General features: G+C 70.3%; 25 protein-coding genes and 1 tRNA gene. 11 read left to right on the forward strand and 15 right to left on the reverse strand.

The window, feature by feature from the left end; genetic code table 11:
* Nucleotides 1-349 precede the first annotated feature (349 nt).
* Nucleotides 350-1612: an acyl-CoA dehydrogenase family protein gene (locus tag EDF32_RS13875; RefSeq protein WP_123309159.1), complete on the forward strand. Its 1263-nt coding sequence runs from the start codon at nt 350-352 to the stop codon at nt 1610-1612.
* A gap of 88 nt (nt 1613-1700) precedes the next feature.
* The gene (locus tag EDF32_RS13880) at nt 1701-2927 is read left to right on the forward strand and encodes an acetyl-CoA C-acyltransferase (RefSeq protein WP_123309160.1); all 1227 of its coding nucleotides are present in this window, start codon (nt 1701-1703) and stop codon (nt 2925-2927) included.
* A gap of 171 nt (nt 2928-3098) precedes the next feature.
* Here the strand turns inward: EDF32_RS13880 and EDF32_RS13885 are convergent, their stop codons facing one another.
* Nucleotides 3099-4430 carry a uracil-xanthine permease family protein gene (locus EDF32_RS13885; RefSeq protein ID WP_123309161.1) on the reverse strand — a complete coding sequence of 444 codons (1332 nt, stop codon included), beginning with the start codon at nt 4428-4430 and terminating at the stop codon, nt 3099-3101.
* Between the two features lie 64 nt (nt 4431-4494).
* Complete coding sequence (locus tag EDF32_RS13890) at nt 4495-5778, reverse strand: Nramp family divalent metal transporter (RefSeq protein WP_123309251.1); 1284 nt, start codon at nt 5776-5778, stop codon at nt 4495-4497.
* 233 nt (nt 5779-6011) lie between these two features.
* Between EDF32_RS13890 and EDF32_RS14490 the strand changes: the two genes are divergently transcribed.
* Nucleotides 6012-6263, forward strand: a complete 252-nt coding sequence (locus EDF32_RS14490; protein WP_148061613.1) for a hypothetical protein — start codon at nt 6012-6014, stop codon at nt 6261-6263.
* Between the two features lie 58 nt (nt 6264-6321).
* Here EDF32_RS14490 and EDF32_RS13900 read toward each other — a convergent pair whose 3' ends face one another.
* Nucleotides 6322-6795 carry an NUDIX domain-containing protein gene (locus EDF32_RS13900; protein WP_123309163.1) on the reverse strand — a complete coding sequence of 158 codons (474 nt, stop codon included), beginning with the start codon at nt 6793-6795 and terminating at the stop codon, nt 6322-6324.
* A 39-nt stretch (nt 6796-6834) separates the two neighbouring features.
* Entirely contained in the window at nt 6835-8112 is a 1278-nt protein-coding gene (locus EDF32_RS13905) for an APC family permease (RefSeq protein WP_233565936.1), read from the reverse strand.
* Nucleotides 8113-8399: 287 nt separating this feature from the next.
* Between EDF32_RS13905 and EDF32_RS13910 the strand changes: the two genes are divergently transcribed.
* On the forward strand, nt 8400-9074 hold the full coding sequence (locus EDF32_RS13910) for a DUF433 domain-containing protein (RefSeq protein ID WP_158614108.1): 675 nt from the start codon (nt 8400-8402) through the stop codon (nt 9072-9074).
* 4 nt (nt 9075-9078) lie between these two features.
* Nucleotides 9079-9501, forward strand: coding sequence for a hypothetical protein (locus EDF32_RS13915; RefSeq protein ID WP_123309166.1), 423 nt, complete (start codon nt 9079-9081; stop codon nt 9499-9501).
* 117 nt (nt 9502-9618) lie between these two features.
* Here the strand turns inward: EDF32_RS13915 and EDF32_RS13920 are convergent, their stop codons facing one another.
* Nucleotides 9619-10053, reverse strand: coding sequence for a VOC family protein (locus tag EDF32_RS13920; RefSeq protein WP_123309167.1), 435 nt, complete (start codon nt 10051-10053; stop codon nt 9619-9621).
* A 144-nt stretch (nt 10054-10197) separates the two neighbouring features.
* On the opposite strand from EDF32_RS13920, the gene EDF32_RS14630 reads away from it, so the two are divergent.
* From EDF32_RS14630 to EDF32_RS13935, 3 genes are all read left to right on the forward strand, one after another.
* Nucleotides 10198-10425, forward strand: a complete 228-nt coding sequence (locus tag EDF32_RS14630; RefSeq protein ID WP_123309168.1) for a hypothetical protein — start codon at nt 10198-10200, stop codon at nt 10423-10425.
* A gap of 269 nt (nt 10426-10694) precedes the next feature.
* On the forward strand, nt 10695-11117 hold the full coding sequence (locus EDF32_RS13930) for a hypothetical protein (protein WP_148061614.1): 423 nt from the start codon (nt 10695-10697) through the stop codon (nt 11115-11117).
* A gap of 4 nt (nt 11118-11121) precedes the next feature.
* Nucleotides 11122-11421, forward strand: coding sequence for a hypothetical protein (locus EDF32_RS13935; RefSeq protein ID WP_123309170.1), 300 nt, complete (start codon nt 11122-11124; stop codon nt 11419-11421).
* A 111-nt stretch (nt 11422-11532) separates the two neighbouring features.
* Here the strand turns inward: EDF32_RS13935 and EDF32_RS13940 are convergent, their stop codons facing one another.
* Nucleotides 11533-12063: a GNAT family N-acetyltransferase gene (locus EDF32_RS13940; protein WP_123309171.1), complete on the reverse strand. Its 531-nt coding sequence runs from the start codon at nt 12061-12063 to the stop codon at nt 11533-11535.
* 1277 nt (nt 12064-13340) lie between these two features.
* On the opposite strand from EDF32_RS13940, the gene EDF32_RS14495 reads away from it, so the two are divergent.
* Entirely contained in the window at nt 13341-14426 is a 1086-nt protein-coding gene (locus EDF32_RS14495; protein WP_148061615.1) for a hypothetical protein, read from the forward strand.
* Nucleotides 14427-14679: 253 nt separating this feature from the next.
* Here the strand turns inward: EDF32_RS14495 and EDF32_RS14500 are convergent, their stop codons facing one another.
* From EDF32_RS14500 to EDF32_RS13960, 4 genes are all read right to left on the reverse strand, one after another.
* Nucleotides 14680-15633, reverse strand: coding sequence for a hypothetical protein (locus EDF32_RS14500; RefSeq protein ID WP_148061616.1), 954 nt, complete (start codon nt 15631-15633; stop codon nt 14680-14682).
* Nucleotides 15634-15731: 98 nt separating this feature from the next.
* Nucleotides 15732-16457 (reverse strand): hypothetical protein, encoded by a 726-nt coding sequence (locus tag EDF32_RS13950; protein WP_148061617.1) that lies wholly within the window; start codon nt 16455-16457, stop codon nt 15732-15734.
* A 23-nt stretch (nt 16458-16480) separates the two neighbouring features.
* Nucleotides 16481-18448 carry an AAA family ATPase gene (locus EDF32_RS13955; protein ID WP_158614109.1) on the reverse strand — a complete coding sequence of 656 codons (1968 nt, stop codon included), beginning with the start codon at nt 18446-18448 and terminating at the stop codon, nt 16481-16483.
* A gap of 367 nt (nt 18449-18815) precedes the next feature.
* Nucleotides 18816-18902: transfer RNA gene (locus EDF32_RS13960), tRNA-Ser, on the reverse strand.
* 82 nt (nt 18903-18984) lie between these two features.
* Here EDF32_RS13960 and EDF32_RS13965 point away from each other — a divergent pair.
* Nucleotides 18985-19869 (forward strand): NAD-dependent protein deacetylase, encoded by an 885-nt coding sequence (locus tag EDF32_RS13965; RefSeq protein ID WP_370449998.1) that lies wholly within the window; start codon nt 18985-18987, stop codon nt 19867-19869.
* 141 nt (nt 19870-20010) lie between these two features.
* Here EDF32_RS13965 and EDF32_RS13970 read toward each other — a convergent pair whose 3' ends face one another.
* From EDF32_RS13970 to EDF32_RS13980, 3 genes are all read right to left on the reverse strand, one after another.
* Entirely contained in the window at nt 20011-20844 is an 834-nt protein-coding gene (locus tag EDF32_RS13970; protein ID WP_199734948.1) for an S-methyl-5'-thioadenosine phosphorylase, read from the reverse strand.
* Nucleotides 20845-20872: 28 nt separating this feature from the next.
* Nucleotides 20873-21151, reverse strand: coding sequence for a hypothetical protein (locus tag EDF32_RS13975; RefSeq protein WP_123309175.1), 279 nt, complete (start codon nt 21149-21151; stop codon nt 20873-20875).
* Nucleotides 21152-21266: 115 nt separating this feature from the next.
* Nucleotides 21267-22256 (reverse strand): transglutaminase-like domain-containing protein, encoded by a 990-nt coding sequence (locus EDF32_RS13980; protein ID WP_123309176.1) that lies wholly within the window; start codon nt 22254-22256, stop codon nt 21267-21269.
* Nucleotides 22257-22389: 133 nt separating this feature from the next.
* Between EDF32_RS13980 and EDF32_RS13985 the strand changes: the two genes are divergently transcribed.
* On the forward strand, nt 22390-23445 hold the full coding sequence (locus EDF32_RS13985; RefSeq protein WP_123309254.1) for an NAD(P)-dependent oxidoreductase: 1056 nt from the start codon (nt 22390-22392) through the stop codon (nt 23443-23445).
* A gap of 176 nt (nt 23446-23621) precedes the next feature.
* Here the strand turns inward: EDF32_RS13985 and EDF32_RS13990 are convergent, their stop codons facing one another.
* Both EDF32_RS13990 and EDF32_RS13995 read right to left on the reverse strand, forming a co-directional pair.
* A complete protein-coding gene (locus EDF32_RS13990; protein ID WP_123309177.1) occupies nt 23622-24821 on the reverse strand; it encodes a HAMP domain-containing sensor histidine kinase in 1200 nt (399 codons plus the stop codon).
* Nucleotides 24818-25582: a response regulator transcription factor gene (locus tag EDF32_RS13995; protein WP_123309178.1), complete on the reverse strand. Its 765-nt coding sequence runs from the start codon at nt 25580-25582 to the stop codon at nt 24818-24820. Before EDF32_RS13995 ends, EDF32_RS13990 begins: the two co-directional genes overlap by 4 nt.
* Nucleotides 25583-25602: the final 20 nt, after the last annotated feature.

The following is a 25602-nucleotide window of genomic DNA, read 5'->3' on the forward strand; positions in this document are numbered from 1 at the left end:
CGCTCGCGGTCGATGCACCCCGGAGCCACCCATGTCGACGCTCGCCCCCCCCCCCCCCCCCCACAACCCCCCCCCCCCCCCCCCACCCCCCCCCCCCCGGGCCCCCCCCCCCCCCCCCCCCCCCCCCCCCCCCCCCCCCCCCCCCCCCCCCCCCCCTTCTTTTCTCGCCCCCCCCGTTTTTTGTTTTTGTGGGGGCCCCCCCCCCACTTCTCGGCGGAAGGACGAGGGGCGCAGAGTCTCACCGACGAGAGACGCAGTATCTTGACGTGAGACTGGATGTCGCGGACGATGGAGGGACACGAAACCGTCACTGTCGACACGATCGGCACCCCGCGATCGGGAGAACCTCATGGCCACCGACACCTCGCACGCCACCGCCGCGGCACCCGCCCCGGACACCGACCCCACCGAGCAGCAGCGGCTGACCGAGCCCGACTACGCGCTGGGCACCCCCCTCGACGTCGACTACGCGGGCGCCTTCCACGCCGCGACGGACGCCGACCGGGCGCTGGCCGCACGCATCCGCACCTTCGTCCAGGACGAGGTCCTGCCCGTCATCGACGGCTACTGGGAGCGCGCCGAGGTCCCCTACCCGCTGGTCGCGCGCATGGGCGAGCTCGACTTCCTGCGCGACTCGGTCGACGTCGACGGCCACGAGCAGATCAGCCCGCTGGGCGCGGGCCTCGCCGCGATGGAGATGTCGCGCGGCGACGGCTCGATCGCCACGATCTGCGGCGTCCAGGGCGGCCTCGCCCTGCGCTCGATCCAGATGCTCGGCTCCGAGGAGCAGAAGGCCACCTGGTCCGAGGCGATCGCCCGCGGCGAGAAGCTCGCGGCGTTCGGCCTCACCGAGCCCACGCACGGCTCCGACTCCGTCTCGCTCGAGACGCGGGCGCGCACCGTCGACGGCGGGTTCGTCATCAACGGCGCCAAGAAGTGGATCGGCGCGGGCGCGAACAGCGACGTCACCGTCCTGTGGGCCCGCGGCGACGACGGCCAGGTGCACGGCTACCTCGTCCCGCAGGACTCCCCCGGCTACGACGCGACAGTCATCGAGGGCAAGATCTCGCTGCGCGCGATCCACCAGGCGCACATCACGCTGACCGACGTCTTCGTCCCCACCGAGAACATGCTGCCCGGCGGCCGCTCGTTCAAGGACACCGGCCGCGTGCTCGCGGCGACCCGCCTCGGGGTGGCGTGGTCCGCCGTCGGGCACGCGATCGCCTGCTACGAGTCCGCCGTGAGCTACGCGAAGACCCGCACGCAGTTCGGCCGGCCGCTCGCCCAGAGCCAGATGATCCAGGAGCGGCTCACCTCGATGCTGAGCACGCTCACCCAGATGCAGCTCCTCGCGGTGCGCATGACGGAGCGGGACGCGGCGGGCGAGCTCACGGGCCCGCAGGCGTCGCTGACCAAGTACACGTGCACCCGCGGCGCCCGCCAGATCGCCTCCGTCGCCCGCGACATGCTCGGCGGCAACGGCATCCTCCTGCAGAACCGCGTCGCGCGGCACTTCGCCGACATCGAGGCGCTGCACACCTACGAGGGCACGGAGAGCGTCCAGGCCCTCATCGTCGGCCGCGACATCACGGGCGTCTCCGCCTTCGTCTAGACCCACCGTGCCCGACGACGTCCCTCGCCTCGCGGGACGTCGTCGGGCCCGCACCCCGTACGTCCCGCGACGACCGGAAGGCCCCGACATGCCCAGCGCCGACACCTCTCCCATCCCCCGCGCCACCGACCCGGACGCGAACGTCCCCGTCCTGCTGCACGGCGCCCGCACCCCGTTCACGAGGTTCCGCGGCGCGCTCGCGTCGCTGAGCGCGACCGAGCTCGGCTCGCACGCGGTGCGCGGGGCGCTCGCGGCGGCGGGCGTCGACGCGGCTGACGTCGACACGGTGATCGTCGGTCAGGTCATCCAGGCCGGGGCCAAGCAGGGCCCCGCGCGCCAGACGTCGATCGGCGCGGGCATCGGCTGGGACGTCCCGACGGTCACCGTGAACAAGCTCTGCCTCTCGGGGCTGACCGCGATCATCGACGCCGCGCGCCTGGTGCGCACGGGCGAGGCGCAGGTCGTGGTCGCGGCCGGCCAGGAGTCGATGACGAACGCGCCGCACCTGGTGCTCGGCTCGCGCGCCGGGTACGCGTTCGGCGACGTGACGATGGCCGACTCGCTGACCTACGACGGCCTGCGCGACCCGTTCGACGGCCAGCTCATGGGCGAGGCGACCGACCGTGGCTGCGCGTCGCGCGACATCGGCCGCGAGGAGCAGGACGCGTTCGCGGCGCGCTCGCACCAGCGGGCCGCGGCGGCGCGCGAGGAGGGCCGGCTCGCCGACGAGATCGCCCCGGTCACGCTGCCGCAGCGGCGCGGCGAGCCCGTCGTGGTCGCGGACGACGAGGGCATCCGCCCCGGCACGACGGCCGAGACGCTGGCCGGGCTGCGCCCCGCGTTCGTCGAGGGCGGGACCATCACCGCCGGGTCGTCGTCACCGCTGTCCGACGGCGCGGCCGCGGTCGTCGTGGCCAGCAAGGCCTGGGCGCGCGAGCGCGGGCTGACGTGGCTCGCCGAGATCGGCGCCGCCGGGCAGACCGCCGGGCCGGACAGCTCGCTGCACAGCCAGCCGGCGCGCGCTGTGGCGCAGGCCATCGAGCGCGAGGGCGTCAAGGCCGACGAGCTCGACCTCGTCGAGATCAACGAGGCCTTCGCGGCGGTCGCGATCCAGTCGGTGCAGGACCTCGGCATCTCCCCCGACGTCGTCAACACCGACGGCGGCGCGATCGCGCTGGGGCACCCGGTCGGCGCGTCGGGCGCCCGGATCGCGCTGCACCTGGCGCTCGCGCTGCGGCGTCGCGGCGGTGGCGTCGGCGTGGCCGCGCTGTGCGGGGGCGGCGGCCAGGGCGACGCGCTGATCCTGCGCGCCTGAGCCCGGCGCGGGCCGGTCGGGCCGCCGCCCGGCGCCGAGTTCGATGCGGGCGCCGAGTTCGATGCGGGCGCGCGAGTTCGATGGCGGCGGGGTCGAACTCGCGCCGCCGCATCGACCTCGCGGCGTCCGAGACCGATGCAGGCCCGGTCGGCCGCACCTGAGCGGCCGGCGCTAGGCCGACGCCGACCCGGCCGCCGAGCCCTCCGGCTCCCGCGCGTCGGGCACCGAGGCCGGGCTCGCCGGCTCGACGCCGGTCCCGCGCCACCGGGCGACCGCCCGCATGCCGTGGAAGATCACGAGCGCGGCGGCCGTGCCGAGGGCGATGCCCTCGAACACGAGGTCGCCGACCTGGAAGGTGAAGTTCGCGATCCCGATCACGAGCGGCACGGCCGCGGTCGTGAGGTTCACCGGGTTGGAGAAGTCGACGCGGCTCTGCACCCAGATGCGCGCGCCGAGGACGCCGATCATCCCGTAGAGCATGGTCGCGGCCCCGCCGAGCACCCCGACGGGGATCGTGGCGATCAGCGCGCCGAACTTGGGGCACAGCGCCAGCACGAGGGCCGTGGCGCCCGCGACCCAGTAGGCCGCCGTGGAGTAGACGCGGGTGGCGGCCATGACGCCGATGTTCTCCGCGTACGTCGTCGTCCCGGAACCGCCGCCGACGCCCGCCAGGGTGGTCGCGACGCCGTCGGCGAGGATGGCGCGGCCGACGTACGGGTCGAGGTCGCGGCCCGTCATCGCGGCGACCGACTTCACGTGGCCGACGTTCTCGGCGATCAGGACGAGCACGACGGGGACGAAGAGGCCGATGACCGAGACGTCGAACCGGGGCGTGACGAACTCCGGCAGGCCGACCCAGGAGGCGTCGCTCACCACGGCAAAGTCGACCTCGCCGCGCAGCACGGCGACCGCGTAGCCGACGAGCACGCCCACGAGGATCGACAGCCGGCCGAGGATCCCCCTGAACAGCACCGTCGCGAGGATGATCGCCGCGAGCGTCACCGTCGCGGTGACGGGCGCGCCCTCGAAGTTCGTCCACGCGGCGGGCGCCAGGTTCAGCCCGATGAGCGCGACGATCGTGCCGGTGACGATCGGCGGCATGAGCAGGTCGATCCACCGGGACCCGGCCACGTGCACGACGACGCCGATCGCCGCCAGGACGAGGCCCGTGACGAGGATCCCGCCGACGGCGACCCCCTGGCCGCCCGACGCCGTCGCGGCACCGATCGGCGCGATGAACGCGAAGCTCGAGCCGAGGTAGCTGGGCAGCCGGTTGCGGGTGATCAGCAGGAAGCCGATCGTGCCGATCGCCGAGAAGAAGAGCGTCGTCGCCGGCGAGAACCCCGTCAGGAGCGGGACGAGGAACGTCGAGCCGAACATCGCGACCACGTGCTGCATGCCGATGCCGACGGTGCGCGGCCAGGTCAGCCGCTCGTCGGGCGCCACGACCGCGCCGGGCGCGAGCGTCCGGCCGTCACCGTGCAGGGTCCATCCCCGAGCCATCGCCGGTCCCCTCAGTCCTGGCCGCGCAGGGTCGCGGGCGACCCGAGCGTAGCGGCGCCCACCGTCACGATCCAGCGATCGTCAGCCAGAGCAGCGCGGCGTTCAGCGCCACGATCGCGCCGGCGACGCACCAGGCCGCCACCTGCGTCGTCGTGCCGTTGCGATCGACGCCCATCAGGGCGCGGTCGCTGGTCAGGCGGACCAGCGGCACCAGCGCGAACGGGATGCCGAAGCTCAGCACCACCTGGCTGATCACCAGCAGCCAGGTGGGCGAGATGCCGGTGGCGAGGAGCACGACGGCCGGGATCAGCGTGACCGCGCGGCGCACCAGCAGCGGGACCCGCACGCGCAGCAGCCCGGCCATGATCTCGGACGCCGCGTAGGCGCCGACGGACGTCGACGCGAGCCCCGAGGCCAGCAGCCCGACGGCGAACAGCACGCCGATCGCCGGCCCGAGCGCCGCCTCGATCGCGGCGTGGGCGCCCTCGATCGTGTCGGTGCCGCCGGCGCCCTGGAGCGTCGAGGCCGCGAGCAGCAGCATCGCGACGTTCACCCCGCCCGCGACGACGAGGGCGAGGACGACGTCCCACCGGGTCGCGCGCAGCACGCGCCGGCGGGTGGCGTGCGTCAGGCGCCCGTGCCGGTCGCGGGCGAGCGAGGAGTGCAGGTAGATCGCGTGCGGCATGACGGTCGCGCCGAGCATCGAGGCGGCCAGCAGCACGGACCCGGTGCCCTCGAACCGGGGTACGAGGCCCTCGAGGACGCCGGCCGGGTCGGGCGGCGCGAACAGCAGGCCCGCGCAGAAGCCGACCGCGAGGATCGCGAGCATCGAGGTGATGACGGTCTCGAAGGTGCGCTGCCCGCGCGTCTGCTGGACGGCGAGGATGAGCATCGAGACGCCGCCCGTGACCAGCCCGCCGACCACCAGCGGCACGCCGAACAGCAGGTTCAGGGCGATGGCGCCGCCGATCACCTCGGCGAGGTCGGTGGCCGCCGCGACCACCTCCGCCTGGGCCCAGAACGCGAGCCGCGAGCGGCGCCCGAGGCGCTCGCCCAGCAGCTCGGGCAGCGACCGGCCGGTCGCGAGGCCGAGCTTCGCGGACAGGTACTGCACGAGCACGGCCATGGCGTTCGCGGCCACGAGCACCCACACGAGCAGGTAGCCGTACTCCGCCCCCGCGGTGAGGTTCGCGGCGACGTTGCCGGGGTCCACGTAGGCGACGGCCGCGACGAACGCCGGGCCCAGCAGGCGCCACAGCCCGGGCCGACGGCGTCCGGGGTGGCCCTCGACCTGCGGCGCCGCTCGGTCAGGCGCCACACCGTCCGGTGTCGCGCCGCCCGGTGCCATGGGCCGCTCCGGGCCCGTGCGGACCGCCGCGTCGTCCGCCATCCCACCGTCCGATCAAAGTTCGGATACCCGAACTTTGAGTGTGCGGCATCGCGCCGTGCCAGGCAACGCTGGGTCGCGAGCGGACCGCCTCCGTACCCGACGACGTGCGGGTCGCCCCGCCCGCGCGCACCCTCGACGTACGCGGCAGGGCCGGTGCGCCGGCCGTCGTCGTCCACCGAGAGGAGCCGGACATGACCGAACCGTCCGCGGCGCAGGAGCCGCACGACACTCCCGACAGCACGGAGCCCGCGTCGCCGGGCGACCCGGGGTCGCCCGAGCCCGACGCGCCGACCACCCCGGCCTCGCCGGGCGACCCGGGTGCGCCCGGGCCGACGACGCCGTCCACCTCGCCCGCGTCGCCCGGAGACCCCGGGGCTCCTCCGGCTGCGCCCACCGAGCCGCCGGCGCGGCCGTCGTCGCCCGGGCCGTCGGACCCGACGTAGCAAGGTTTTCAAGCGGGCCGGGGCGGGGCGGGCCACCTCCCTGCCCCGGCCCGGCTCGCTAGCTCTCGAGCGCGGCCGCGAGGCGGTCGAGCAGCTCGGCCTGGGCGGCGACGACGAGCGCGCGCGCCTCGGCGAGCGGCAGCCACGCGACGCGGTCGACCTCGGGAAACTCCTGGAGGCGCCCCGAGCGCGGCGGCCAGGGCATCGCGAACGTGCCGGGCGTGAAGCCCGCGAGGTCGAGGTCCGCGCGCCGGGCCCAGGCGAGGACCGCCTTGCCGCCGCGCTGACGCACGGCGCCGAGGTCGACGTCGGGCACGCCCTCCGGCGCGGGCGGCGCCTCGATGCCGAGCTCCTCGCCGAACTCGCGCAGCGCGGCGTCGAACGGCTTCTCCCCCGGCTCGAGAAGACCCTTCGGGACCGTCCACGCCCCCACCTCCTTGCGGGCCCAGAGCGGCCCGCCCATGTGCGCGACGAGGACCTCGAGGCCGCCGTCGTGCTCGCGGTACAGCAGGAGGCCGGCGCTCGTCACCATGGGACGAGCCTGCAGGACCGGGTTCCGGGCTGCACCCGGTCAGACGCCCTGAGAGCGCCTGCTGCGCACGAGCATGATGACCAACCCCACGACGAGCCACACGGCGGCGACCTCCAGGGCGAGGTGGCTGGCCAGGACGAGCACGGCGACGACGATGGCCAGGCCGACGACGGGGACGACCGTGTGCAGCACGCGTCGGTCGGTGCGCCGGCCGACCACGTAGTAGCCGATCACGGCGACGTGCAGCAGCACGAACGCGGTCAGGGCGCCGACCGTGACCATCGAGGACAGCAGGTCGAGCCCGTCGGGCCTGACCGCGGCGGCGACGGAGATCAGGAGCGTCGCGACCGCCGAGACGAGGATCGCGGGGCGCGGGACGCCGGTGCGGCGGCTCACGGACCCGAGCCGGGCCGGCAGCTGGCCGTCGCGCGCCATCCCGTACATGAGGCGGCTCACCGCGGCCTGCGCGACGAGCGCGGAGAGCACGGGACCGATCGCCCGAGCCGTGGTGACGGTCGTGCCGAGCCACGACCCGATCGAGTCGCTGATCATCGTGTAGAAGATCGTGCCCTGGTCGTCGGGGTGCGCGGCCAGCTCCGTCGGGGTCGTCGTCGTCAGGAGCGCCCCCAGGTACGTTTGGAGGACGAAGAGGGCCCCGGCGAGGACGAGGCAGAAGATCAGGGCCCGCCCGATCTGCCGCGGGGAGCCGGTGCTCTCCTCGGCGAACGTGGCGATCGCGTCGAAGCCCAGGAAGGCGAGCGCGGCCACCGAGACGGCGCCGATCGTGCCGGCAAGAGTGAACCCGTCGACCCCGGTCAGCGGGGACAGCCACGGCCTGGCCGGGCCGTCGTGCACCAGAACGACGACCGCGCCGACGCAGAAGACCGCGAGCACCACGATCTCCACCGTCAGGGCGACGAAACCCACGGTCGCCGCGAGCTTGACGCCCCCCAGGTTCAGCCCGGTGATGAGGAGCACCGCTGCCGTCGTGAACGCCCAGACCGGCACCGCGGGAAACAGGGCGTGACTGGCGATGCCGGAGAACAGTGCGGCCAGGCTCGGGATGAACAGGTAGTCGAGACCGATCATCCACCCGGCCATGAAGCCCGGCCCCCTTCCCAGCCCCGCGGTCGCGTAGGCGGAGACCGACCCCGCCTTCGGGACCGCGACGGACATGCGCGCGTACGACCATGCGGTGAACGACATCGCCACGGTCGCGATGAGGAAGACGAGGGCGACCGCGCCGTTGCTGCGGGCGTCCAGCACGCCGAAGGTGCCCATCGGAGCGGTCGGGCCGATGAACAGCAGGCCGTACACGATGAGGTGCCGCAGGGACAGGCTCCGGTGGAGCTTCCCCTGGGGTGCGCCGGAGGCGGGAACGTCCTTCGTCGGGCGGGGCTCGGTAGACGCTGGACTCAGCTCCTCGGCGGCTCGTGACGGGAGTGCTGCGACGCCGTAACTGACTACGGCGTCGTCGCGAAGGACATGGTCGCGACGAGACCGAAATCGACGCCAAAGTGCAGGGTACGTCCCGAGCTGGACGCCGCCAGATGTCTCGGCGAGGGCTCCATCAACGTGCTCGAGCTGGTCGCTACGCTAGGGCCATGGCCGCCCAAGAGCTAGACATGCGCAGGCTGCCGCTGTACAGCGTCACGCAGGCTGCGCACATCGTCGTCACGCCGCCGAGCACGCTGCGAAACTGGGCTCGTGGCTCGGTCTCTAAGAACATCGACGGCGAACAGCGCGTCGTGGACGCCCTGATCACGACGACGGGTACCGGCAGGGGCCCTGTGATCCCGTTCGTCGGCCTGGGCGAAGCCTACGTACTTGCCGCATTTCGCGCCGCGGGTGTTCCCATGCAGCGCATCAGGCCCGCACTCGCGCGCTTGGACAAGGAGTTCGGGCTGCATCAGGCGCTCGCCAGCGAACGCCTGATGACCGACGGCGCTGAAGTCCTGTACCAGTACAGCGTCGAAGACACCCCGGAGCTCGGCGAGCTCGTGGTCGTCCGTAACGGGCAGGGTGTGTTCAACGAGGTCGTCAAGCGTTACCTGAAGACGATCACATACCGGGACGGCTTCATCGCCTCGATCGTGCTACCGCAGTTCGGGCCCCGGATCGTCGTCAGCCCGACACGGAACTTCGGCCAGCCGACCCACTCTGCGACAGGCGTACCGATCCGCGCTGTCCAGGACCGCCTCTCGGCCGGCGAGCCCGCGGACGACCTCGCTGCCGACTACGGCATCCCTGTCGACGACGTGGTCGCCCTCGCGGCATGACCTGATGGCAGGAGACTCGGCAGCGCGCTTCTTCGTCGACCGCGGGATGGGCGCTCGCCTCGTCCCTGACGGCCTGCGCGCCGCCGGGTGGCAGCTCACGACGATGACGGAGCGATACGGCATCAAGGTCTCCGAGGGACTCGCTGATGTCGACTGGATCCGCGAGGCGAGCGAACGCGGGGAGGCAATCCTGACGAAGGACGCCCGGATCGCTCGGGTTCCCGTCGAGGCCGCCGTCGTCGTGAACTGCGACGCCAAGGTGTTCGCGATGACGAGCAGTCGGATCACCGGCCCAGAGATGCTCGCCCGACTCCTGCACAACCAGATGGCCATCCATCGCTGGGCTCAGCGGACGCCACCACCCTTCGTTGCCGGCGTCGACGCGAGTCGGATCGCGCGCCTCAAGCTCGCAAGACTCGAGGTCTGACTCCGTCAAGCGTGGCCGTAGCCATCGCGCAGCGACGCCGTAGGCGTCCTTGATGCGGACAGGAGCCGGCCGGATGCTCGGCGGTCGGTGCAGGGCCGGACTGCGAGGCGGTGCAGGTCAGGCGAGACAGAACTCGTTACCTTCGATGTCCTGCATCACGATGCAGGACTCGTTCTCCTCGTCGGCGTACAGGGTGTAGGCGTGGGTCGCGCCCAGTGATTCCAGCCGTGCGCACTCGGCCTCGAGCGTGGCAAGGCGCTCGTCTCCCACGAGCCCGGTGCCGACACGAATGTCGAGGTGGACCCGGTTCTTGACGACCTTGCCTTCGGGCACTCGCGGGAAGTACAGGCGCGGCCCAGCGCCCGCGGGGTCGACGCAGGCGCACCACGAGCCCTGCTCTTCGGGTGGCAAGGTGCGCCGGTACGCCTCCCACGTGGCGAACTCCTCCGACGGTGAGGGAATGACATATCCCAGCGCCTCGCACCAGAACCGAGCGACACGCTCGGGCTGGGCGCAGTCGAAGGTGACTTGGTACTGCTTGACCGATGACATGGCACACAACTTACTGGCAAATGAGGGGTAAAGACTTCGGCCGAGAGCTGGAAGGCGCCATACCGATTGCGGGGCACAAGAGGCCGGCGCAGCTCCGGGTCAAGGGTGGCCGCAGGCCATTGCGCAGCGGCGCCGTAGGCGCCCTTGACGCGGGTCGCAGACGGCCGGACGCTCGGTGCTCGGCCTGGATGGACGAACTCTCGCGTCTCGATCGCCTGCCGCGACAACGCCGGACACATCGACGGCGGCGGAACCACGTACCCGAACGCCATCCCGGCCGGCGGTCAGTACCTGGTGTCAGACGCCTACCTCATCACGGCGGACGACGCGACGACGTGCGAGGCGTACGTGCAGCTCGCACCCGCCATATAGGCGACGACAGCGCGCGAGGTCCGCGTACACGTCGATCGTCGGGTCAGCGGCGCCGAGGACGCCCGCACGAACGTGGTTGGCTACTTGCATGCCTGTTCGCGGAACCCGTGCGTTCGGTTCTCGGTGACGCGTTGCGTGTGCCCGGAGAGGGTCCCCGGGCCGCTCATCGTGCGAGTATTCGGATTCACTGCGGTGGACGGGAACCGGTCATGGACGTGAAGCAGGGACGGTGGTCCGCCGTGGGGACGGGCGCCGTCATCGTCGCCGTCATGGCCGGAACGTGGTTGATGTGCGAGAACGACCGCACATGGCGCGACACCTTTCGCCTCGAAGACCTCGCCTACGCGCGCGACCGGATCGACGACTTCGAGACGTATCGCCCGGACGGAGTCTTCGAGTCCGGTACCGCCTGGGTCGCCCTCGTCGTAGCGTTCGTCGCCATGACGCTCGCGGCAGTCGCCGGTGTCTGCGCGGGCCGATGGCGTCGCACGTCCACGGCGATCAGTACCGCGTGCCTCATGATCCTCGTCGCCACGGGGGCTGTGCTGCCTTTCGGTCCGTTCATCCTGCTGATGTGCGCACTCCCCGCCACCCTCGCGGTGCGCAGCTTGTCCCGGTCGCCGAAGGAGCGCAGCGGCGCGGACGCCGGGTACGGCGCCTCTAACTGCGACGAGCCGTCGGTGCAAGACTGACGACGTGACCGCCGATGACCTCGCATCCGAGGCGACCGCCGATGCTGTTCAGCCCAACCCGAGCGAGTACCTGCCTGCGGGAGATGTCCTTGGCAGTCTGAAGCTGCTCCCGCTTCCGGAGGGCACGAGCCCGAGCGGCGTGCTGGCCTTCGTCAAGCTCGACGAGCCTGACGGCAGCGTCGGCTGGTCGGTGCGCGTCACCGAAGGTATGAACGACGAGGAGAACCTGGGACTGCTCGCTGGCTATGTCGAGCACTTGAAGCAGGTAGCGGCCGCGTCCTGGGACGACTCCGACCCGACGTGACCTGACTACTGGGCAGCTTGTCCCCCCAGCTCGATCTTGCGCGTGGGGATCGCAGCGCGAAGAGCAGTCGCCACCTGGAGCTAGGCGGGCGCGGGTCGTCAGGATCGAGCCTTATGCGTTCACCGGTCCAGAATCGTAGGGATAAAGCTCCATTCCCATCACTGTCCGGATCCCGCGCGATCCCGTGGTGTCGTCGTCGACGTGTCGCATGCCGATCTTCTCCGCGATGCGGCGCGACGCCACGTTGCCGGGGTGGATGATCGCGACGAGCTCCGACGCTCCGAGAACGTCCCGCGCGAAATCGCGGCAGGCTCTGGCTGCTTCGGTGGCGTAGCGCTGCCCCTGGCGGTCACGGCGGACGTGATAGCCGACCTCAAGCCTGGTCGAATCGTTGACCCGCTGCCAGGTCAGTCCGCAGTCACCGACGAACTCGCCGTCGTGGGTCTCGATCACCCAGAGACCATGACCGTGCTGCGTGTAGTTTCGCTGGTTCCAGTCGATCCAGGCCAGTGCCTCTTGCCTGGTCCTCGGCGCGGGGTAGAAGGCCATAACCTGAGCATCACCGAGCAGGGCAGTCATCGCATCGAGGTCGTCGCGGGTCATCTCACGGAAGCGGAGTCGGGATGTCGGGGCGGGAACCACTTCGGCACGCTACTGCACCCGCCGACGTCGCCAGGGACGCAAAACGGAGTGAAAGCGGAAGGCCAGGAACGACAAAGGGCCCCGCATCCGCACGATCGCGCGGTTCGGGGCCCTTCGTCGACGGCGGTAGCGGTGGGCTTGAATCGCGCAGCTTGATCGGGCTGGGCTGAACCACACAAACATGCCGCTGACCTGCACCGTCGCCAGGGTCAAGTTCGGACCTGGTTGCGCCCACTGGTCCTCAATCACACGTCAAAACGGAGTGAATCTGGCGACTGCTGGACTCCCTGACGCAGCCGCACCACAGGCTCGAGGCGGGCGGTTGTTAGGCGGCGAACTTCCCCAACCAACTACGGGCGCCATCCGCCGTGACCGCCCGCGACGTACGGACCGCTGCCGTTCAAGGCCGTGGAGGACGACGACGTCCAGACTGACAAGCAGCGCTGGCGCCAACTCGCTACCAGCGGACAGCTCGGAAACTGACTAGGCGGGAGCCCGTTCGCACCCGCAGTGCGAGGGCTCCACACGGCTCCGGCCCGGCTCGAACGGGCAGCCACCCTCACTAAGCTGCGGGCAGGACGCGACAGTACCGCCTTTGAGCGCGCCTTGGGCGGAGTACCGCCGAGAATAGCCGTGCGGGGTTCCACCGGCAAGGCCACTCGAGCAGAAGTGCGGGATGCCCTCTCAGCGCATGGGCGCGCTCCACGGAGGGCGGGGCCGCGCCGCGGAGCCGCGCTCTTGAGTCAGTATGGAAATTCCTCACGACTCCGGGGGACCCGCGCGAGATACGGCTACGCATGCATGTCGAGGACACGGAGCCACGGGGACTGGGCGAGATGTGAGATCCTACGACCTGCAACGGATCAGGTGGGAGAAGCGTGCCGACGAATCGCACACACGAAAAGCGCGAGAGGTCTAGGCGGTGGCTGGGACAGCCACAGCAACAGCAGCCGACTCAGGCAGTCCAACCGTCCTTCGATTCCCACTCTAGCCTCGAGTCGTCAAGTCAAGAGCCTGCGGAGGCGCAGAACGAATCGACCGCTGTCGGCAGACACTGGGCTCAGGTCTCATCGAGCTGGCGGACCCACCATTCTCCGCAGTACGCGTCGATGGTGGTGCCAACTGGGAATTCCGATGCACCGATACACCGGTGGTTTCACCTAAAGGAAGCCTACAGCAAGGACCTTCTCCCAAGCCTTCTAGCATTGCTACCGAATATTGTTACAAATGACCGCAGTTTGACTATCGTTGACCCATTTTCAGGAGTCGGAACGACGATGGTCTCAGCAATTGAGCAACTCCGCAGCGGTAAAATCTCGCGCCTGCGAGGCTACGGCCTCGAGGTTAACCCATTTCTCCAATTTGTGACGGCCACGAAGACCAGTTCGGCCCTGAACGGTGCGGCGCCGGCGATCACCACGCTAGCGTCATTGGTTGCGTGCGCGCAGAAGACGCGAGTCGCTCCGGAGGAGCTGCCCTCCCTGTCCACCTTCGGGAATGAACGGTTTTTCCCTAGAGAGCATGTCGAGCAACTTGTCGCCCTCCGACGGGCAATCGACGAAGCGGATATCGGAGACGCAGACCGCAACTGGGCGAGGCTGGCCCTGGCAATGACCGTAGAGCCTGCAAGTCGGCTTAGGAGGGACGGGCGGACTCTCCGATACGAGGACCGAGCCCCATTGGCACCATACGAGGTATTCGTGCGCGCACTAGAACGGATCGCCGAAGACGTGCCGGAACTCGCACTACCCTCCGGAGACGTGCAGATCCGACATGGCTCTGCCCTGAACCCTGGATGGGGCGTCGAGCCAGGCGCCGCAGACCTCGTACTCTTCAGTCCGCCCTATCCCAACAATATCGACTACACCGAGGTGTACAAGACAGAACTGTGGGCGCTCGGTTTTGTGGCGAATCAAGACGAGTTCCGTGAGCAGCGACAGAGAACCCTTCGCAGCCATCCTAGTGTGAAATTTCGCCGGGAGCTCAAGTATCCGAATGATGCGCGCGGTGGTGACGTCACCAAACTGATCGACCCAGTAATCGGAGAGATCCCGTCGGATTCCCGCTACGCGAAATCGCTCGAACGGATGATTGAGGGCTACGCGGACGACATGCTGACGGTGTTTGATGCGGCATACAAGGCACTTCGTCAGGGCGGATTCTGTGTCTACATCGTCGGGAATAGCGTGCACGGAACGTCCGAGGCACCCGTAATGATTGCCTCTGACGTCATGCTCGCGCGCCTCGGAGAGATCGCGGGATTCACCGTTGAGAGTATCAACATCGCGAGGACGTTACCTCGTCGACGAATCGACAGCGCGTTTGTACGAGAAAGTTTAGTCGTGCTGCGCAAGGAAGCCTAGAGGACGCCCCCTAGGCACAGGCCAGGCTCGTGCGCCAGTGTGCCGCGACCAGCAAACCTCGGCCCTCGAGCCTCAACTTCCACGGTCCGTCCTGACCCGGGCGGTCCCCTCCGTCCTGACGCAGCTCGTCGACCAGACGAGAGGCCGTGCGCGATGATGCACCTGCGAACGGCTCGATCCAGGAAATGTCCGGCGCCGAGATCACACCCACACAGGCACTATGCCACCGGAACCAAGACATGCGGGACGCCCTCTAGACGAAGACAGGCTCCATAAAGCACCGGAATGGCCGACCCATGTCCGCACGTTCAATGATCTCAGGTGGATATGATGGATCGCTCTGTGCGTAGTACAGCCCGTCGTCTCTGCTGATTGATGACTGACCCGGAGCTAGATTGCGCCGCCTTGCGTCGAAGACAAACAGGTACCCCATGACCGGGATATCGGACGTCGTCGAGTCTCTTAGGTCAAGATACTCGGCGAGTTGCCGCATACCCTCCACTGCTCGCGATTGCGAATACTTCGTCTTAAAGTGCGATTCGTCTCTTTGCCCCGAGGCGCCTAGCCACTTGATTTCGACGATTGCCGCGCGCCTATCACTCCACCACGTCACTTCGAGATCGACGGGCTTCGTTTCACTCTGATTCTGCTCTGGTCGTACAGTCGCGTCAGATAGCGCGTAGATCAGGGCCAGGTGGAGCGATCTCCTCATGAGGTGCTCGGGCTTCTCGCCGAGCGAAATTCGAGCATCGTCCCCCCACATTGCGGCCAGGTGCCCGCACTGTTCGGGGATGCGGTTCTGTCGAACGTATTGCTCAAGCGCGCTCTCGAGAGAGGAAAACGTTGGCGTAGCCATGCCGCAATCCCAAGGACTGTCGTTTACAACCCAGCTCACGCCATCGATCACTATCTCCTCGACTTGCCGATGAACATAGCGATAGATCAGGTGCGGCCCGTTGTACGACACGTCGGTCCGCATGGAGTTCCAAACGCGATATGTGGTCGGCCCCGAGCGAGCGACCGTCATTTGAGCAACCGCTGGCCCTCCGAGGTCGGCGAGGTTGTAGTGTGTAGCACCTCCCTCTTGTAGCGGCTCATTGTCATCGTCGATTGGTGCAAGGACAGCGAGACCTGAGGTGAGCATCTCGAAAGGCACGTGCTTGAGCACTTCCCGCGCGGTAGCGACCAACCTGACCAGCGCGTCCATCCCAGGTACTCCGAAACGATCGTGCGCCGCAGCCTCGTAACGCCTGTTGCTCAGTCTCATGAAAGCGGATACGAGATCCTCGGAATTCGCAGATATCATTATGGCTCCTCGCCCTCGGAGGCGACGTCTAGCGCGCGCTGTGCGCGATCCTGGAGAAATTGCACGTAAAGCGACGCGGGAACCAGAAGCTCCTCATGTTCGGGACCGAGAACCTCGAGGAGTGCGTGAAACTCCTCATATAGCCGATCAGCGGATGCCCGTGTGAGGAGCATCCTTGAACTGTCGAGTACCAAAGCTTGCGAGAGCTGTGGTTCAAAAGCAAGAGAGTTCACGACGGCAGATAGCGAGGTGAACAATGCGGTCGCGCCGGAAGCGTAAAGGAACTGCGTCCGACTGCCAAATGCGTGCAAGTCGCTAAGGAACCCTAGTTCCTCCGCGCCGGAGCGAGTAATCCGAAAACCGCTCGCATCCTGGTGTTGTGTGGGTGCGCGCAACGCCAGATGGCCCGACGCTATGAGCTCATCCAGCGCCGAATCAATTGCCGGACTATACGGCAGAGTTGGCGGGACCGCACTGAACGCGTAGCCCCATTCCGTCGCGGGCCGCCCCTTAAACACGGACATCAAGCATGCCAAATAGGCGAAACTGTGGAACTCCATGCGTCCGGCCGGACGTTGCTCGCCCAAGAGTCGAGCGAGGTGTAGCACATCGAAAATTGCCCCTGGCTGCCAATCCTGAAGCGATTGCCACGCGGAGTCCTCGATTCCGCTATCGACATAGGCAGTATCTGAGTCCAAATCTTCGCCGACGTTGAACAGGGTCATCTCGTCGCGATCTGGGTCCTCAGTCACTGCACGCCCGCCGTTTTGGGGCCTTGGTCCAGCGCGCTCTCGATCGCTGAGAAGGCATCGTTGAAGAGCCCCTCTTCTTCAGTCTGGACGTCCGTGAGCGTGGTCCATTCGGTCATTCGCACGAACTCCATTCGCTCCCGACCACAGCGCTCTGCCATTCGCCGCAACAACTGCGACGTGTTGACGTTCGCAGTCATGACGAGCTGGTCGCCGTCTGCGGTGAAGGACGCAAACATCTCGCCCGCTTTGGCCTCATACGCGATGTCAAGCGCACCTTCGGGCGTGTCGACTAGCAAGCAGGCAGGTCCTTCTCCGATCGTCATATGCTGAGCCAGGCTCATGCGAAGAGCAATATCGAGAAAGAACCGCTGACTCTCGGAGAGTTGTTCAGCGCGTCTGCGGTGAGTGCTGTTTACCGACAAAGCGAGGTGCGCCATCCCGTTCACGCCCGACCCCGCGTCCAGGGTCACCTGTAGCGGCAGGCCGATGAATTCCTCTGCAAGGCGACGGAACCGCGGCACAAATTCGGCTTCTGCAGCGTTCCACGCGGACTTAAGAGCGGCCTGAATCGGCTCGTAGGCGGCAATGGCTTCCGCTCGACGTTGGAGGTGCTCCTCCTTTCGCCCTAATAGAACGTCAACGGAACCTTCTAGTTGCCGGGCGCGCTCTCGCATCATTGCGATGTCGGGGGCGTCAATCTCGTTGACGGCGGAGGGGAGTTGGTACCGTTCTTGGAGTCCGGATGACGCAGTGATCGCTGCGGCGAGCTCGCGTTGCTTGGACCTCGTTTCCTGATCAAGCCGCTCGATTGTCCTGCTCAGTGACCCGGTTTTCTCTGTGAAAGATGCCATCTCCGCATCGAGCCTGACGAGCGCGCTCTGGCTGTCGCTCGGAGATGCCTGGGCGTCTGGCAACTTGGCCGCGCAAAGTGGGCAGTTCCCGTCTCGCAATTCCGCCTCGATTCGAGCCGGCACCTGCGCATGCTGTGTGCCGCAAATCCGACAGGCGTGATCACGCAAGATGTGATCAATTGCGGGATGTAATGTTGAGCCGGAGGTCGGTGACGCCTGCCCAATTCTTCGCATGAATGCGCGATCGTACTCTTGCCGAGTGCGCATCAAGCTCGCGCTCGATTCAGCGAACTCAAGTTGCGCGTCCACGAGCTGCGTTCTGAGAGCGTCGCGTTCGGCGGTAATGCGTTCCTTGTTGGCCTGGAGACTGCGATACTCGTCCACGACAGCACTGTCGACGCCGCCATGTTTGTTCAGCTGACCCAGCACCTGGTTCACTTCATTGCGAGCCAGCGTGGCTTGATACTGAGCATTGCGGGCTTGCGATCCGGCTGCGGCAGCGGCCTTTCTTAGCTCGTCGACCTGCTTGGCGAGGCTCGGGTCTAGTCCGAGTGCGAGATACAGAACGAGTTCGGTCGCTCGCGTGTCCCAAAACAGTAGGTGTCTGTGCTCGTCGAAAGAGAGCACGAAGTGTTGCATGAAGACGAACTGGGCGAATGTCTGAAGGCCGCTGTCCTCGAGGAGCTGCTCCTGGAAAAGAATGTTGCGTTGCTCGGCGTCGAGCGTTGCGTCATGAGGTAGGAGTGCATTCCCGTCGTTGTCGGTGACGCTAAGATGCTCGAGCTCATGAGGAGAGAAGAATCTGCGACGAATACGGTATTGGCTTGTGCCGATGGTGAACTTTAGCTCGACGCTCGAGCTTTCTCGGTCCAGTTCTGAGATTCGCCCGGTGAAGTAGCGCGTGCCATAGGCAGCGGCATCACGCTGATATTTTGGCAGTTGCTCGACGCGCACACCGGGCGGCGCGACCCCACCCGTAAGTCCGTAGTTCAACGCGGCGATGAACGTCGATTTCCCTAGCCCGTTTGCGCCGGCGAGGCAAAACACGTCCTTATCGATCGGGACTGTAACTGTCGGCTTCACGCGGTAGAGGCTGAAGGAGGTCAGCGTCACTTCGTGCAGCCGCGGTAGTCTCACCGTCCGCCTTGCCTGTACCACCTGATCACTCCTGAAGCCTCGTCGTCGATATGCTCGTAGTCGCACCAGCGCGCTCCGGCGCGATGGACAGGAGTCCCACAGCTTCGTCTCCACCGCGACCGTGTGGAGTCTACTTCGCGGCCGGTTGTGGACCAGGACCCGTGTGCGTGCGCATGTCGCCGTCGGGCGCTGCCGTCACGGTGCACTCGCGATCATCCCCGGCTTTGGATCGTCGTGCGTTCGCCGTCACAAGTACCGGACGGCGGCGATGGCCTGGAGGTCCGGGTACGACGAAGGGCCCCGCATCCGCATGATCCTGCGGTTCGGGGCCCTTCGGCGACGGCGGTAGCGGTGGGATTTGAACCCACGGTGGACTTTCACCCACACACGCTTTCGAGGCGTGCTCCTTAGGCCGCTCGGACACGCTACCCAGCCGGGCGAACCCAGCCCGACGAGGATACCCGGTCAGCAGGCCCGATCCGAAATCGGCGCCGCGGTCGTACGCTCGATCCGTGACCTGGACGCAGCAACCGATCCCCGCGACCCCCCGGGCCGACGCCTTGCCGGTGGTCGAGACCGGGACGGTGGACGACGCCGTCGGCGTCCTGCGCGGCCGCCGCATCGCGGTCCTGACGGGCGCTGGCATCTCCACCGACTCGGGCATCCCCGACTACCGCGGCCCCGACTCCCCGCCGCGCACGCCGATGACGTACCAGCAGTTCGTCGGTGACGCGGACTTCCGGCGCCACTACTGGGCGCGCAACCACGTCGGCTGGCAGCACGTGCGCCGCACCCACCCGAACGCCGGCCACCGGGCGCTCGTGCGGCTCGAGGAGCGCGGCGTCGTCACCGGCGTCATCACCCAGAACGTCGACCTCCTGCACGAGGACGCCGGCTCGCGCCACGTCATCGACCTGCACGGGCGCTACGACCGGGTGATCTGCCTGTCGTGCTCGCGCGTCGTCTCCCGCGAGCACCTCGCCCAGCGCCTCGACGCCCTCAACCCCGGCTTCGTGGAGTCCGTCGCCGGCAGCGTCGCGGACATCGAGATCGCGCCCGACGCGGACGCCGTCATCGAGACCACCTCGCACTTCCGGCCCGCGCCCTGCGAGTTCTGCGGCGGGGTGCTCAAGCCGGAGATCGTCTATTTCGGCGAGAACGTGCCGCGCGAGCGCGTCGAGCGCGCGTACGCGATGGTGGACGACGCCGACGCCCTCCTCGTCGCCGGGTCGTCGCTGACCGTGATGAGCGGCCTGCGCTTCGCCCGGCGCGCCGCGAAGGCCGGCAAGCCCGTCGTCATCGTCAACCGCGGCGCGACCCGCGGCGACCCCCTCGCGACGGTCAAGGTCGACGCCGGGGTCACCGAGACGCTCGAGGAGCTCGCCGCCCGCCTCTGACCGGGCGCAGCGGGCGGTCGGCACCACCGAGCACCCGCACATCACCGCCGAACGTCACGTTCGGCAGCCCGACGGCACGCGCGAGGTCGCCGAACGTGACGCTCGGCGCAGCCGGGCCGGGCGGCGCGGCGGTCGGAGCCGTCAGGGCAGCTCGAACGGCAGGGGCAGCCCGTCGACGGCGTGCCGGCACGCGCAGCCCGCGTCGTCCGGGAGCGCCGCCACGACGGACCCGAGCAGCGTGCCCACGTGCTCGACGTTCGCCGCGAACGCCTCGAGCACCGCCGCGTGGGAGACCGCCGACGCCGCGTCGACCCCCGCGTCCGAGTCCGTGACGAGCGCGAGAGACGTGAAGCACATCGCCAGCTCGCGGGCGATCTGCGCCTCGGGTGCACCGGTCATGCCGACGACCGTGCCGCCGTCGGCCGCGTTGCGCCGCGACTCCGCGCGCGTCGAGAAGCGCGGCCCCTGGATGACGACCATGGTGCCGCCGTCGACCACCTCGAGCGTCGCGGGCGCGTCCACGGCGACGGCGGTCGCCCGCCCGAGCGGGCAGTACGGGTCCGCGAACCCGACGTGCACGACCGGCCCGACGGCGTCGTACACCGTGTGCGCGCGGCCCCACGTGAGGTCGATCAGCTGGTCGGGGACGACGACGGACCCCGGCCCGAGCTGCGGGACGAGCCCGCCCACGGCCGAGGGGGCGAGGACGCGCCGCACGCCGAGCGCGCGCAGCGCCCACAGGTTCGCCCGGTAGTTGACGCGGTGCGGCGGCAGGCGGTGGTCGGCGCCGTGCCGGGGCAGGAAGACGACGGGCTTGCCGCCGAACGTGCCGCGCTGCGGGTTCTCGCTCGGGAAGCCGAACGGGGTCTCGACCTCGACGGACTCCGGGGAGTCGAGCAGGGAGTAGAGCCCGGAGCCGCCGATGATGCCGATCGGGGACTCGGGGGCGTCGGGCAGGTCGGTCGTCGCGGTCATGCGCGCGAGTCTCGCACCCGCCCTGCGCTCAGAGCGAGCCGAGGATCCGCGCCCGCGCCTTCTCCCGCTCCGCCTCGGTGATCCGGCCGCGCTCGGCGAGCTCGTCGATCTCTGCGAGCCGGTCCTCGGTGCTCTTCCCGGCGGACTCCCGCCCGCCGCGCGACGAGCGCAGCAGCAGGACGACGGCGGTCAGCACCACCGCGACCGCCCCGAGGGCGAGGACCGCGACGAGGCCCGTCCACACCACCTCGGCGCTCGACAGCTCGAAGGGCGAGTCGGCCTCGGCGAAGGCTCGGGTCAGCGGCATCGGGGCTCCTCGGGCTGCGCGACGCCGGGGCGTCCGGCGGTCGGGCGTGCTCGCGCAGGCTATCGCCCGGGTGCCGGGACGGCGCGGCGGCCGGGCCGCGCGCCCGGTGCACAGGTCAGGGGGCGGCACGCCACGTCGTCGTACGCCCTGCCAGGTCCGTCTGCCCGACCCGCCCCGACGGCGAGGCGGTCACCACGCCGGAGCCCGGGCGCAGTCGCGCGTCGCTCGCGTACCGCTCGGCGAGCGCCTCCTCGGCCTCGGCGGCCGCCGTCCCGCCCGTGGCGCCGTCCGTCGCGTCGGCCGCCACGAGGAGCGCCGCGACGTCGTCGGCCAGCGCGTCGAACTCCGCCTCGTAGGCCGGGTCGCCCGGGCCCGGCACGCCCGGGGCGAGGGCGCCGCCGTCGAACGCCGGGACCATCGGCCCCCACAGGTCCCACAGCAGGAGCTCGTCCTTCTGCCGGTGCGCCAGCTCGAGCAGCACGTAGTCGCGCACGAAACCCCGGCCGCCGAGCTCGGGCAGCCCCGGGGCGACGCCGTAGGTCGCCGGGTCGGCGTCCCCGGACCGCACGGCCCGCCACACCTCGGCGGCGGTCTCGAACGGCGCGCCCGGGCCCCGGGGGACGTCGTGCACGTCGAAGTCCCAGGGCGGCCCGGCCGCCAGCTCCGGGTCGGAGCGCACCCACCGGCGACCGTCCCACCACTCGGCGACGACGTGGTCGTGGTGGAACCCGGGCTCGAAGTACCCGGCGAACCCGACGCGCGAGCGCGCCGGCACCCCCTGCTCGCGCAGGACCCCCACCGCGAGAAGCGTGTGGTCCCGGCAGCAGCCCGCGACCTGGTCCGCCAGCCCGCGGGGCTCCGCGAGCGGGCCGGCCTGCCGCGCGGCCGCGACGCCGAGGATCTCGGCGAGCCAGCGCGTGTCGACGTCGTGCTCCTGATCAGCGGTCAGCGTCGGGTTCCCCGCCCGGTAGTGGACGACGGCGGTGCACGCCGCCGCGTGCACGCTCGCCGGGTCGGGGGGCACGGCGCGCAGCAGCGCGGCGTGCTCGCCCGGGTCGCTGTACGGGCTGTGGGTGGCGTAGTCCGCGAGCGTCAGCGCTGCCATGGGGCCATGGTGCGCGCCACGCGCGGCGGACGCCAGAGGCGGGCAGCCAGTACCCGGCCGTCAGCGGATCGTTCGGGGCGCCGGCGGCGGGATCCGCCTGCGGCCGCCCGCCGGTCTGTGCATGCTGGTCGCCATGCACACCCTCCTCACCGGCGGCGCCGGGTTCATCGGCGCCGCGACCACGCGCGCCCTGGTCCGCGCCGGCCACACCGTCACCGTCCTCGACAGCCTGCGCGAGGACGTCCACCCCTCCGGCACGACGCCCGACCTGCCCGACGGCGCCCGCCTCGCCCGCGCGGACGTCCGGGACCTCGGTGCGGTGACGTCCGCGCTCGAGGGGGCCGACGCCGTCGTCCACCTCGCCGCGAAGGTGGGCCTCGGCGTGAACATCGACGACATCGACGACTACGTCTCCTCCAACGACCTCGGGACCGCCGTCCTGCTCCGGGCCGCGGCCACGGCCCGCATGCCGCACGTCGTGTTCGCGAGCTCGATGGTCGTCTACGGCGAGGGGCGCTACGAGTGCGCCGGCCCGGGCTCGGGCGAGCACGGCGTCGTCGGCCCCGGCCCGCGGCGCATCGAGGACCTCGACGCCCGGATCTTCGACCCCCGCTGCCCGCGGTGCGACACCGTCCTGGTGCCGGGCCTCGTCGCGGAGGACGCGCCGCTCGACCCCCGCAACGTCTACGCGGCCACGAAGGTGCACGGCGAGCACCTGCTCGGCGCCTGGTCGCGCGAGACCGGGGCGAGCGCCACGGCGGTGCGGTTCCACAACGTCTACGGGCCGGGGATGCCGCGCGACACCCCGTACGCCGGGGTGGCGTCGCTGTTCCGGTCCGAGCTCGCGCACAGCCGGGCGCCGCGGGTGTTCGAGGACGGGGCGCAGCGCCGGGACTTCGTGCACGTGGACGACGTCGCCGCCGCCGTCGTGCGGGCCGCCGAGTCGCCCGCGGGGCCGGGGGTGACGCCGCTGAACGTGGGGTCGGGGACGGTGACGAGCGTCGGCGAGATGGCGCGCGTGCTCGCCGACGTCATGGACGGGCCCGAGCCCGTGGTGACCGGGCAGTACCGCGCCGGGGACGTGCGGCACGTGACGGCGTCGAGCGAGCGGGCGGCGCAGGTGCTGGGGTGGCGGGCGCAGGTGCCGCTGCGCGCGGGCCTCGAGGAGCTGGTGCGCTCGGGCGCCTGACCCCTCCCCCGGAGCTGTCAGACCTGAGCCCCGCTATAGCGGGGCCAGAGTCTGACAATTTGGGGGCGCGCGAGTTGTCAGACCTGAGCCCCGCCAGGGCGGGGCCAGAGTCTGACAAGTCCGGGGAGGGCGCGCGGGACGGCGTGCGAGGGGGCGCGAGAGAGCGGCGGGCCGGGTCAGGACGCCGGGACGCGGACCTCGACGCTGCAGCCCTCCGGCGTCGAGCCCACGTCGACGCTCCCGCCGTGCTGCTCCACGACGCGGTCGACGATCGCGAGGCCCAGCCCGCTCGACCCGGGCCGCTCCCCCGCCCGGAACCCCGGCTCGAGGACCCGCTCGCGCACGTGCTCGGGGATCCCCCCGCAGGTGTCCTGCACGACGATCCGCACGACGCCGCCGGCCCGCGTGACCGCCACCCGCACGTGCCCGCCGGCGCCGCTCGAGCGCACCGCGTTGGTCACGAGGTTGTCCAGCAGCCGGCCCAGGCCGTCCGCGTCCCCGGGGACGACGACGCCGTCCTCCACTCGCGACTCCAGCAGCACCCCCGCGTCGGTCGCCACGGGCACGGCGTGGGCGACGACGTCGCGCACCACGGCGGCCAGGTCCACCCGCTCGCCCGCGGGCGCCGGCGACGATCCGGCGACCGGCGCCGCGCCCGGCCCGGCGCCCGGGCCCCCGGCCGCGACTCCCGGCGCCGCGGCCGGCAGCCGCGCGGCGGCGCCCTTCGAGCGCCCGGCGCCGTCCGGCCGGGACAGCTCGGCGAGGTCGTCGATCATCCGCGCCATGCGCCCGACGGCGGACTCGATCCCGTCGAGCGCCGTTCCCGGCTCGGGGAACACGCCGTCGCGCAGCCCCTGCGACGCGGCCTGGATCCCGGCGAGCGGCGAGCGCAGGTCGTGGCTGACGAACGCGACGACCTGCCGGCGCGCCTCCTCGGCGGCCCGCTCCCGCTCGCGCGCCGTGGCGAGCCGCGCGCGGGTCTCCACGAGCTCGGCGGACAGGTGCGCGAGCTCCGCGGTCGTCGGCTCCTCCTGCACGGAGGTGTGGCCGTCGTCGACGAGGCCGCGGGCGTCGTCGGCCACCCGCTTGAGCTCGGAGCCCAGCGTCCGCCCGAGCAGCACCGCCAGCACCACGGCGAGGACGGAGGAGACGGCCAGCACGAACCAGACGACCCCGGCGTCGTGCGACGAGAGGAACATCTGGTTGACGTTGACGGCGACGGCCACGACGACGGCGCCGAACGGGACCAGCGCGGCGACGACGAGCGCCGCGGAGAGCGACCGGCGCCGGGCGCGGCGCACCAGCATCCCGCCGGCCACGCCGATGCCGACGGCCGCCGCGACGGTCACGACCGCCATGAACTGGAGGTCGGTCACGAGGCGAGCCCCTCGTGCGCGGCACCGGCGGGGTCCGCCGCCCCCGCGGTCCCGTCGGCCCCGCCCGGGCCGGCGAGCCGGTAGCCCGCGCCGCGCACGTTGAGGACGAGCGTGGGCTCGGCCGGGTCGGCCTCGAGCTTCGCGCGCAGCCGCCGCACGTGCACCATCACCGTCGAGTCGTCGCCGAAGTCCCAGCCCCACACGCGGCGCAGCAGCTCGCGCCGGCTGAACGCCTGGCCCGGGTGCAGCGCGAGGAACTGCAGCAGCGCGAACTCCCGGGGGGCGAGCTCGACGCGCACCTCGCCGCCGTCGCGCGCGACGACCGCCGAGCGGTCCGCGGCGTCGACGGTGAGCGGCCCGACGACGATCCTCGAGGGCGCCGCCCCGACCGTCCCGGGGCCGCGGCGCAGCAGCGCCTCGACCCGCAGCACGAGCTCGCGGGCGTCGAACGGCTTGGCGAGGTAGTCGTCGGCGCCGACCTCCAGCCCCACGATCCGGTCGTCCACCGAGCCGAGCCCGGACAGCAGGACGACGGGCGTGCCGTCCCCGTCCTCGCGGTGGCGCCGCAGGAGCTCGAGCCCCGAGCGCCCGGGCAGGCGCACGTCGAGCACGACGGCGTCCGGCCGCCACGTGCGCCACAGGCGCTCGGCCTCGTCCGCGTCGACGGCGTGCCGCGACTCGTGGCCCGCGGCGCTCACGTGCGCGGCGACTGCGGTGGCGACGAGCGCGTCGTCGTCCACGACGAGAACCTTGGCGGGCATGCGCCCAGGATATCCGGGCG

This window comes from Cellulomonas sp. PhB143, assembly GCF_003752595.1.
In the GTDB taxonomy this organism is placed as follows: domain Bacteria; phylum Actinomycetota; class Actinomycetes; order Actinomycetales; family Cellulomonadaceae; genus Paraoerskovia.

What these genes read in the sequence shown, in the direction of transcription:
- EDF32_RS13915 (WP_123309166.1), top strand. Translation starts at nt 9,079, where the DNA reads ATGGCAGGAGACTCGGCAGCGCGCTTCTTCGTCGACCGCGGGATGGGC.
- EDF32_RS13970 (WP_199734948.1), bottom strand. Translation starts at nt 20,844, where the DNA reads ATGACCGCGACGACCGACCTGCCCGACGCCCCCGAGTCCCCGATCGGC.
- EDF32_RS13975 (WP_123309175.1), bottom strand. Translation starts at nt 21,151, where the DNA reads ATGCCGCTGACCCGAGCCTTCGCCGAGGCCGACTCGCCCTTCGAGCTG.
- EDF32_RS13985 (WP_123309254.1), top strand. Translation starts at nt 22,390, where the DNA reads ATGCACACCCTCCTCACCGGCGGCGCCGGGTTCATCGGCGCCGCGACC.
- EDF32_RS13930 (WP_148061614.1), top strand. Translation starts at nt 10,695, where the DNA reads ATGGCCGGAACGTGGTTGATGTGCGAGAACGACCGCACATGGCGCGAC.
- EDF32_RS14500 (WP_148061616.1), bottom strand. Translation starts at nt 15,633, where the DNA reads ATGGACGCGCTGGTCAGGTTGGTCGCTACCGCGCGGGAAGTGCTCAAG.
- EDF32_RS13880 (WP_123309160.1), top strand. Translation starts at nt 1,701, where the DNA reads ATGCCCAGCGCCGACACCTCTCCCATCCCCCGCGCCACCGACCCGGAC.
- EDF32_RS13995 (WP_123309178.1), bottom strand. Translation starts at nt 25,582, where the DNA reads ATGCCCGCCAAGGTTCTCGTCGTGGACGACGACGCGCTCGTCGCCACC.
- EDF32_RS13875 (WP_123309159.1), top strand. Translation starts at nt 350, where the DNA reads ATGGCCACCGACACCTCGCACGCCACCGCCGCGGCACCCGCCCCGGAC.
- EDF32_RS13950 (WP_148061617.1), bottom strand. Translation starts at nt 16,457, where the DNA reads ATGACCCTGTTCAACGTCGGCGAAGATTTGGACTCAGATACTGCCTAT.
- EDF32_RS13890 (WP_123309251.1), bottom strand. Translation starts at nt 5,778, where the DNA reads ATGGCACCGGGCGGCGCGACACCGGACGGTGTGGCGCCTGACCGAGCG.
- EDF32_RS13980 (WP_123309176.1), bottom strand. Translation starts at nt 22,256, where the DNA reads ATGGCAGCGCTGACGCTCGCGGACTACGCCACCCACAGCCCGTACAGC.
- EDF32_RS13885 (WP_123309161.1), bottom strand. Translation starts at nt 4,430, where the DNA reads ATGGCTCGGGGATGGACCCTGCACGGTGACGGCCGGACGCTCGCGCCC.
- EDF32_RS13920 (WP_123309167.1), bottom strand. Translation starts at nt 10,053, where the DNA reads ATGTCATCGGTCAAGCAGTACCAAGTCACCTTCGACTGCGCCCAGCCC.
- EDF32_RS13900 (WP_123309163.1), bottom strand. Translation starts at nt 6,795, where the DNA reads ATGGTGACGAGCGCCGGCCTCCTGCTGTACCGCGAGCACGACGGCGGC.
- EDF32_RS13910 (WP_158614108.1), top strand. Translation starts at nt 8,400, where the DNA reads ATGGCCGCCCAAGAGCTAGACATGCGCAGGCTGCCGCTGTACAGCGTC.
- EDF32_RS14490 (WP_148061613.1), top strand. Translation starts at nt 6,012, where the DNA reads ATGACCGAACCGTCCGCGGCGCAGGAGCCGCACGACACTCCCGACAGC.
- EDF32_RS14495 (WP_148061615.1), top strand. Translation starts at nt 13,341, where the DNA reads ATGGTCTCAGCAATTGAGCAACTCCGCAGCGGTAAAATCTCGCGCCTG.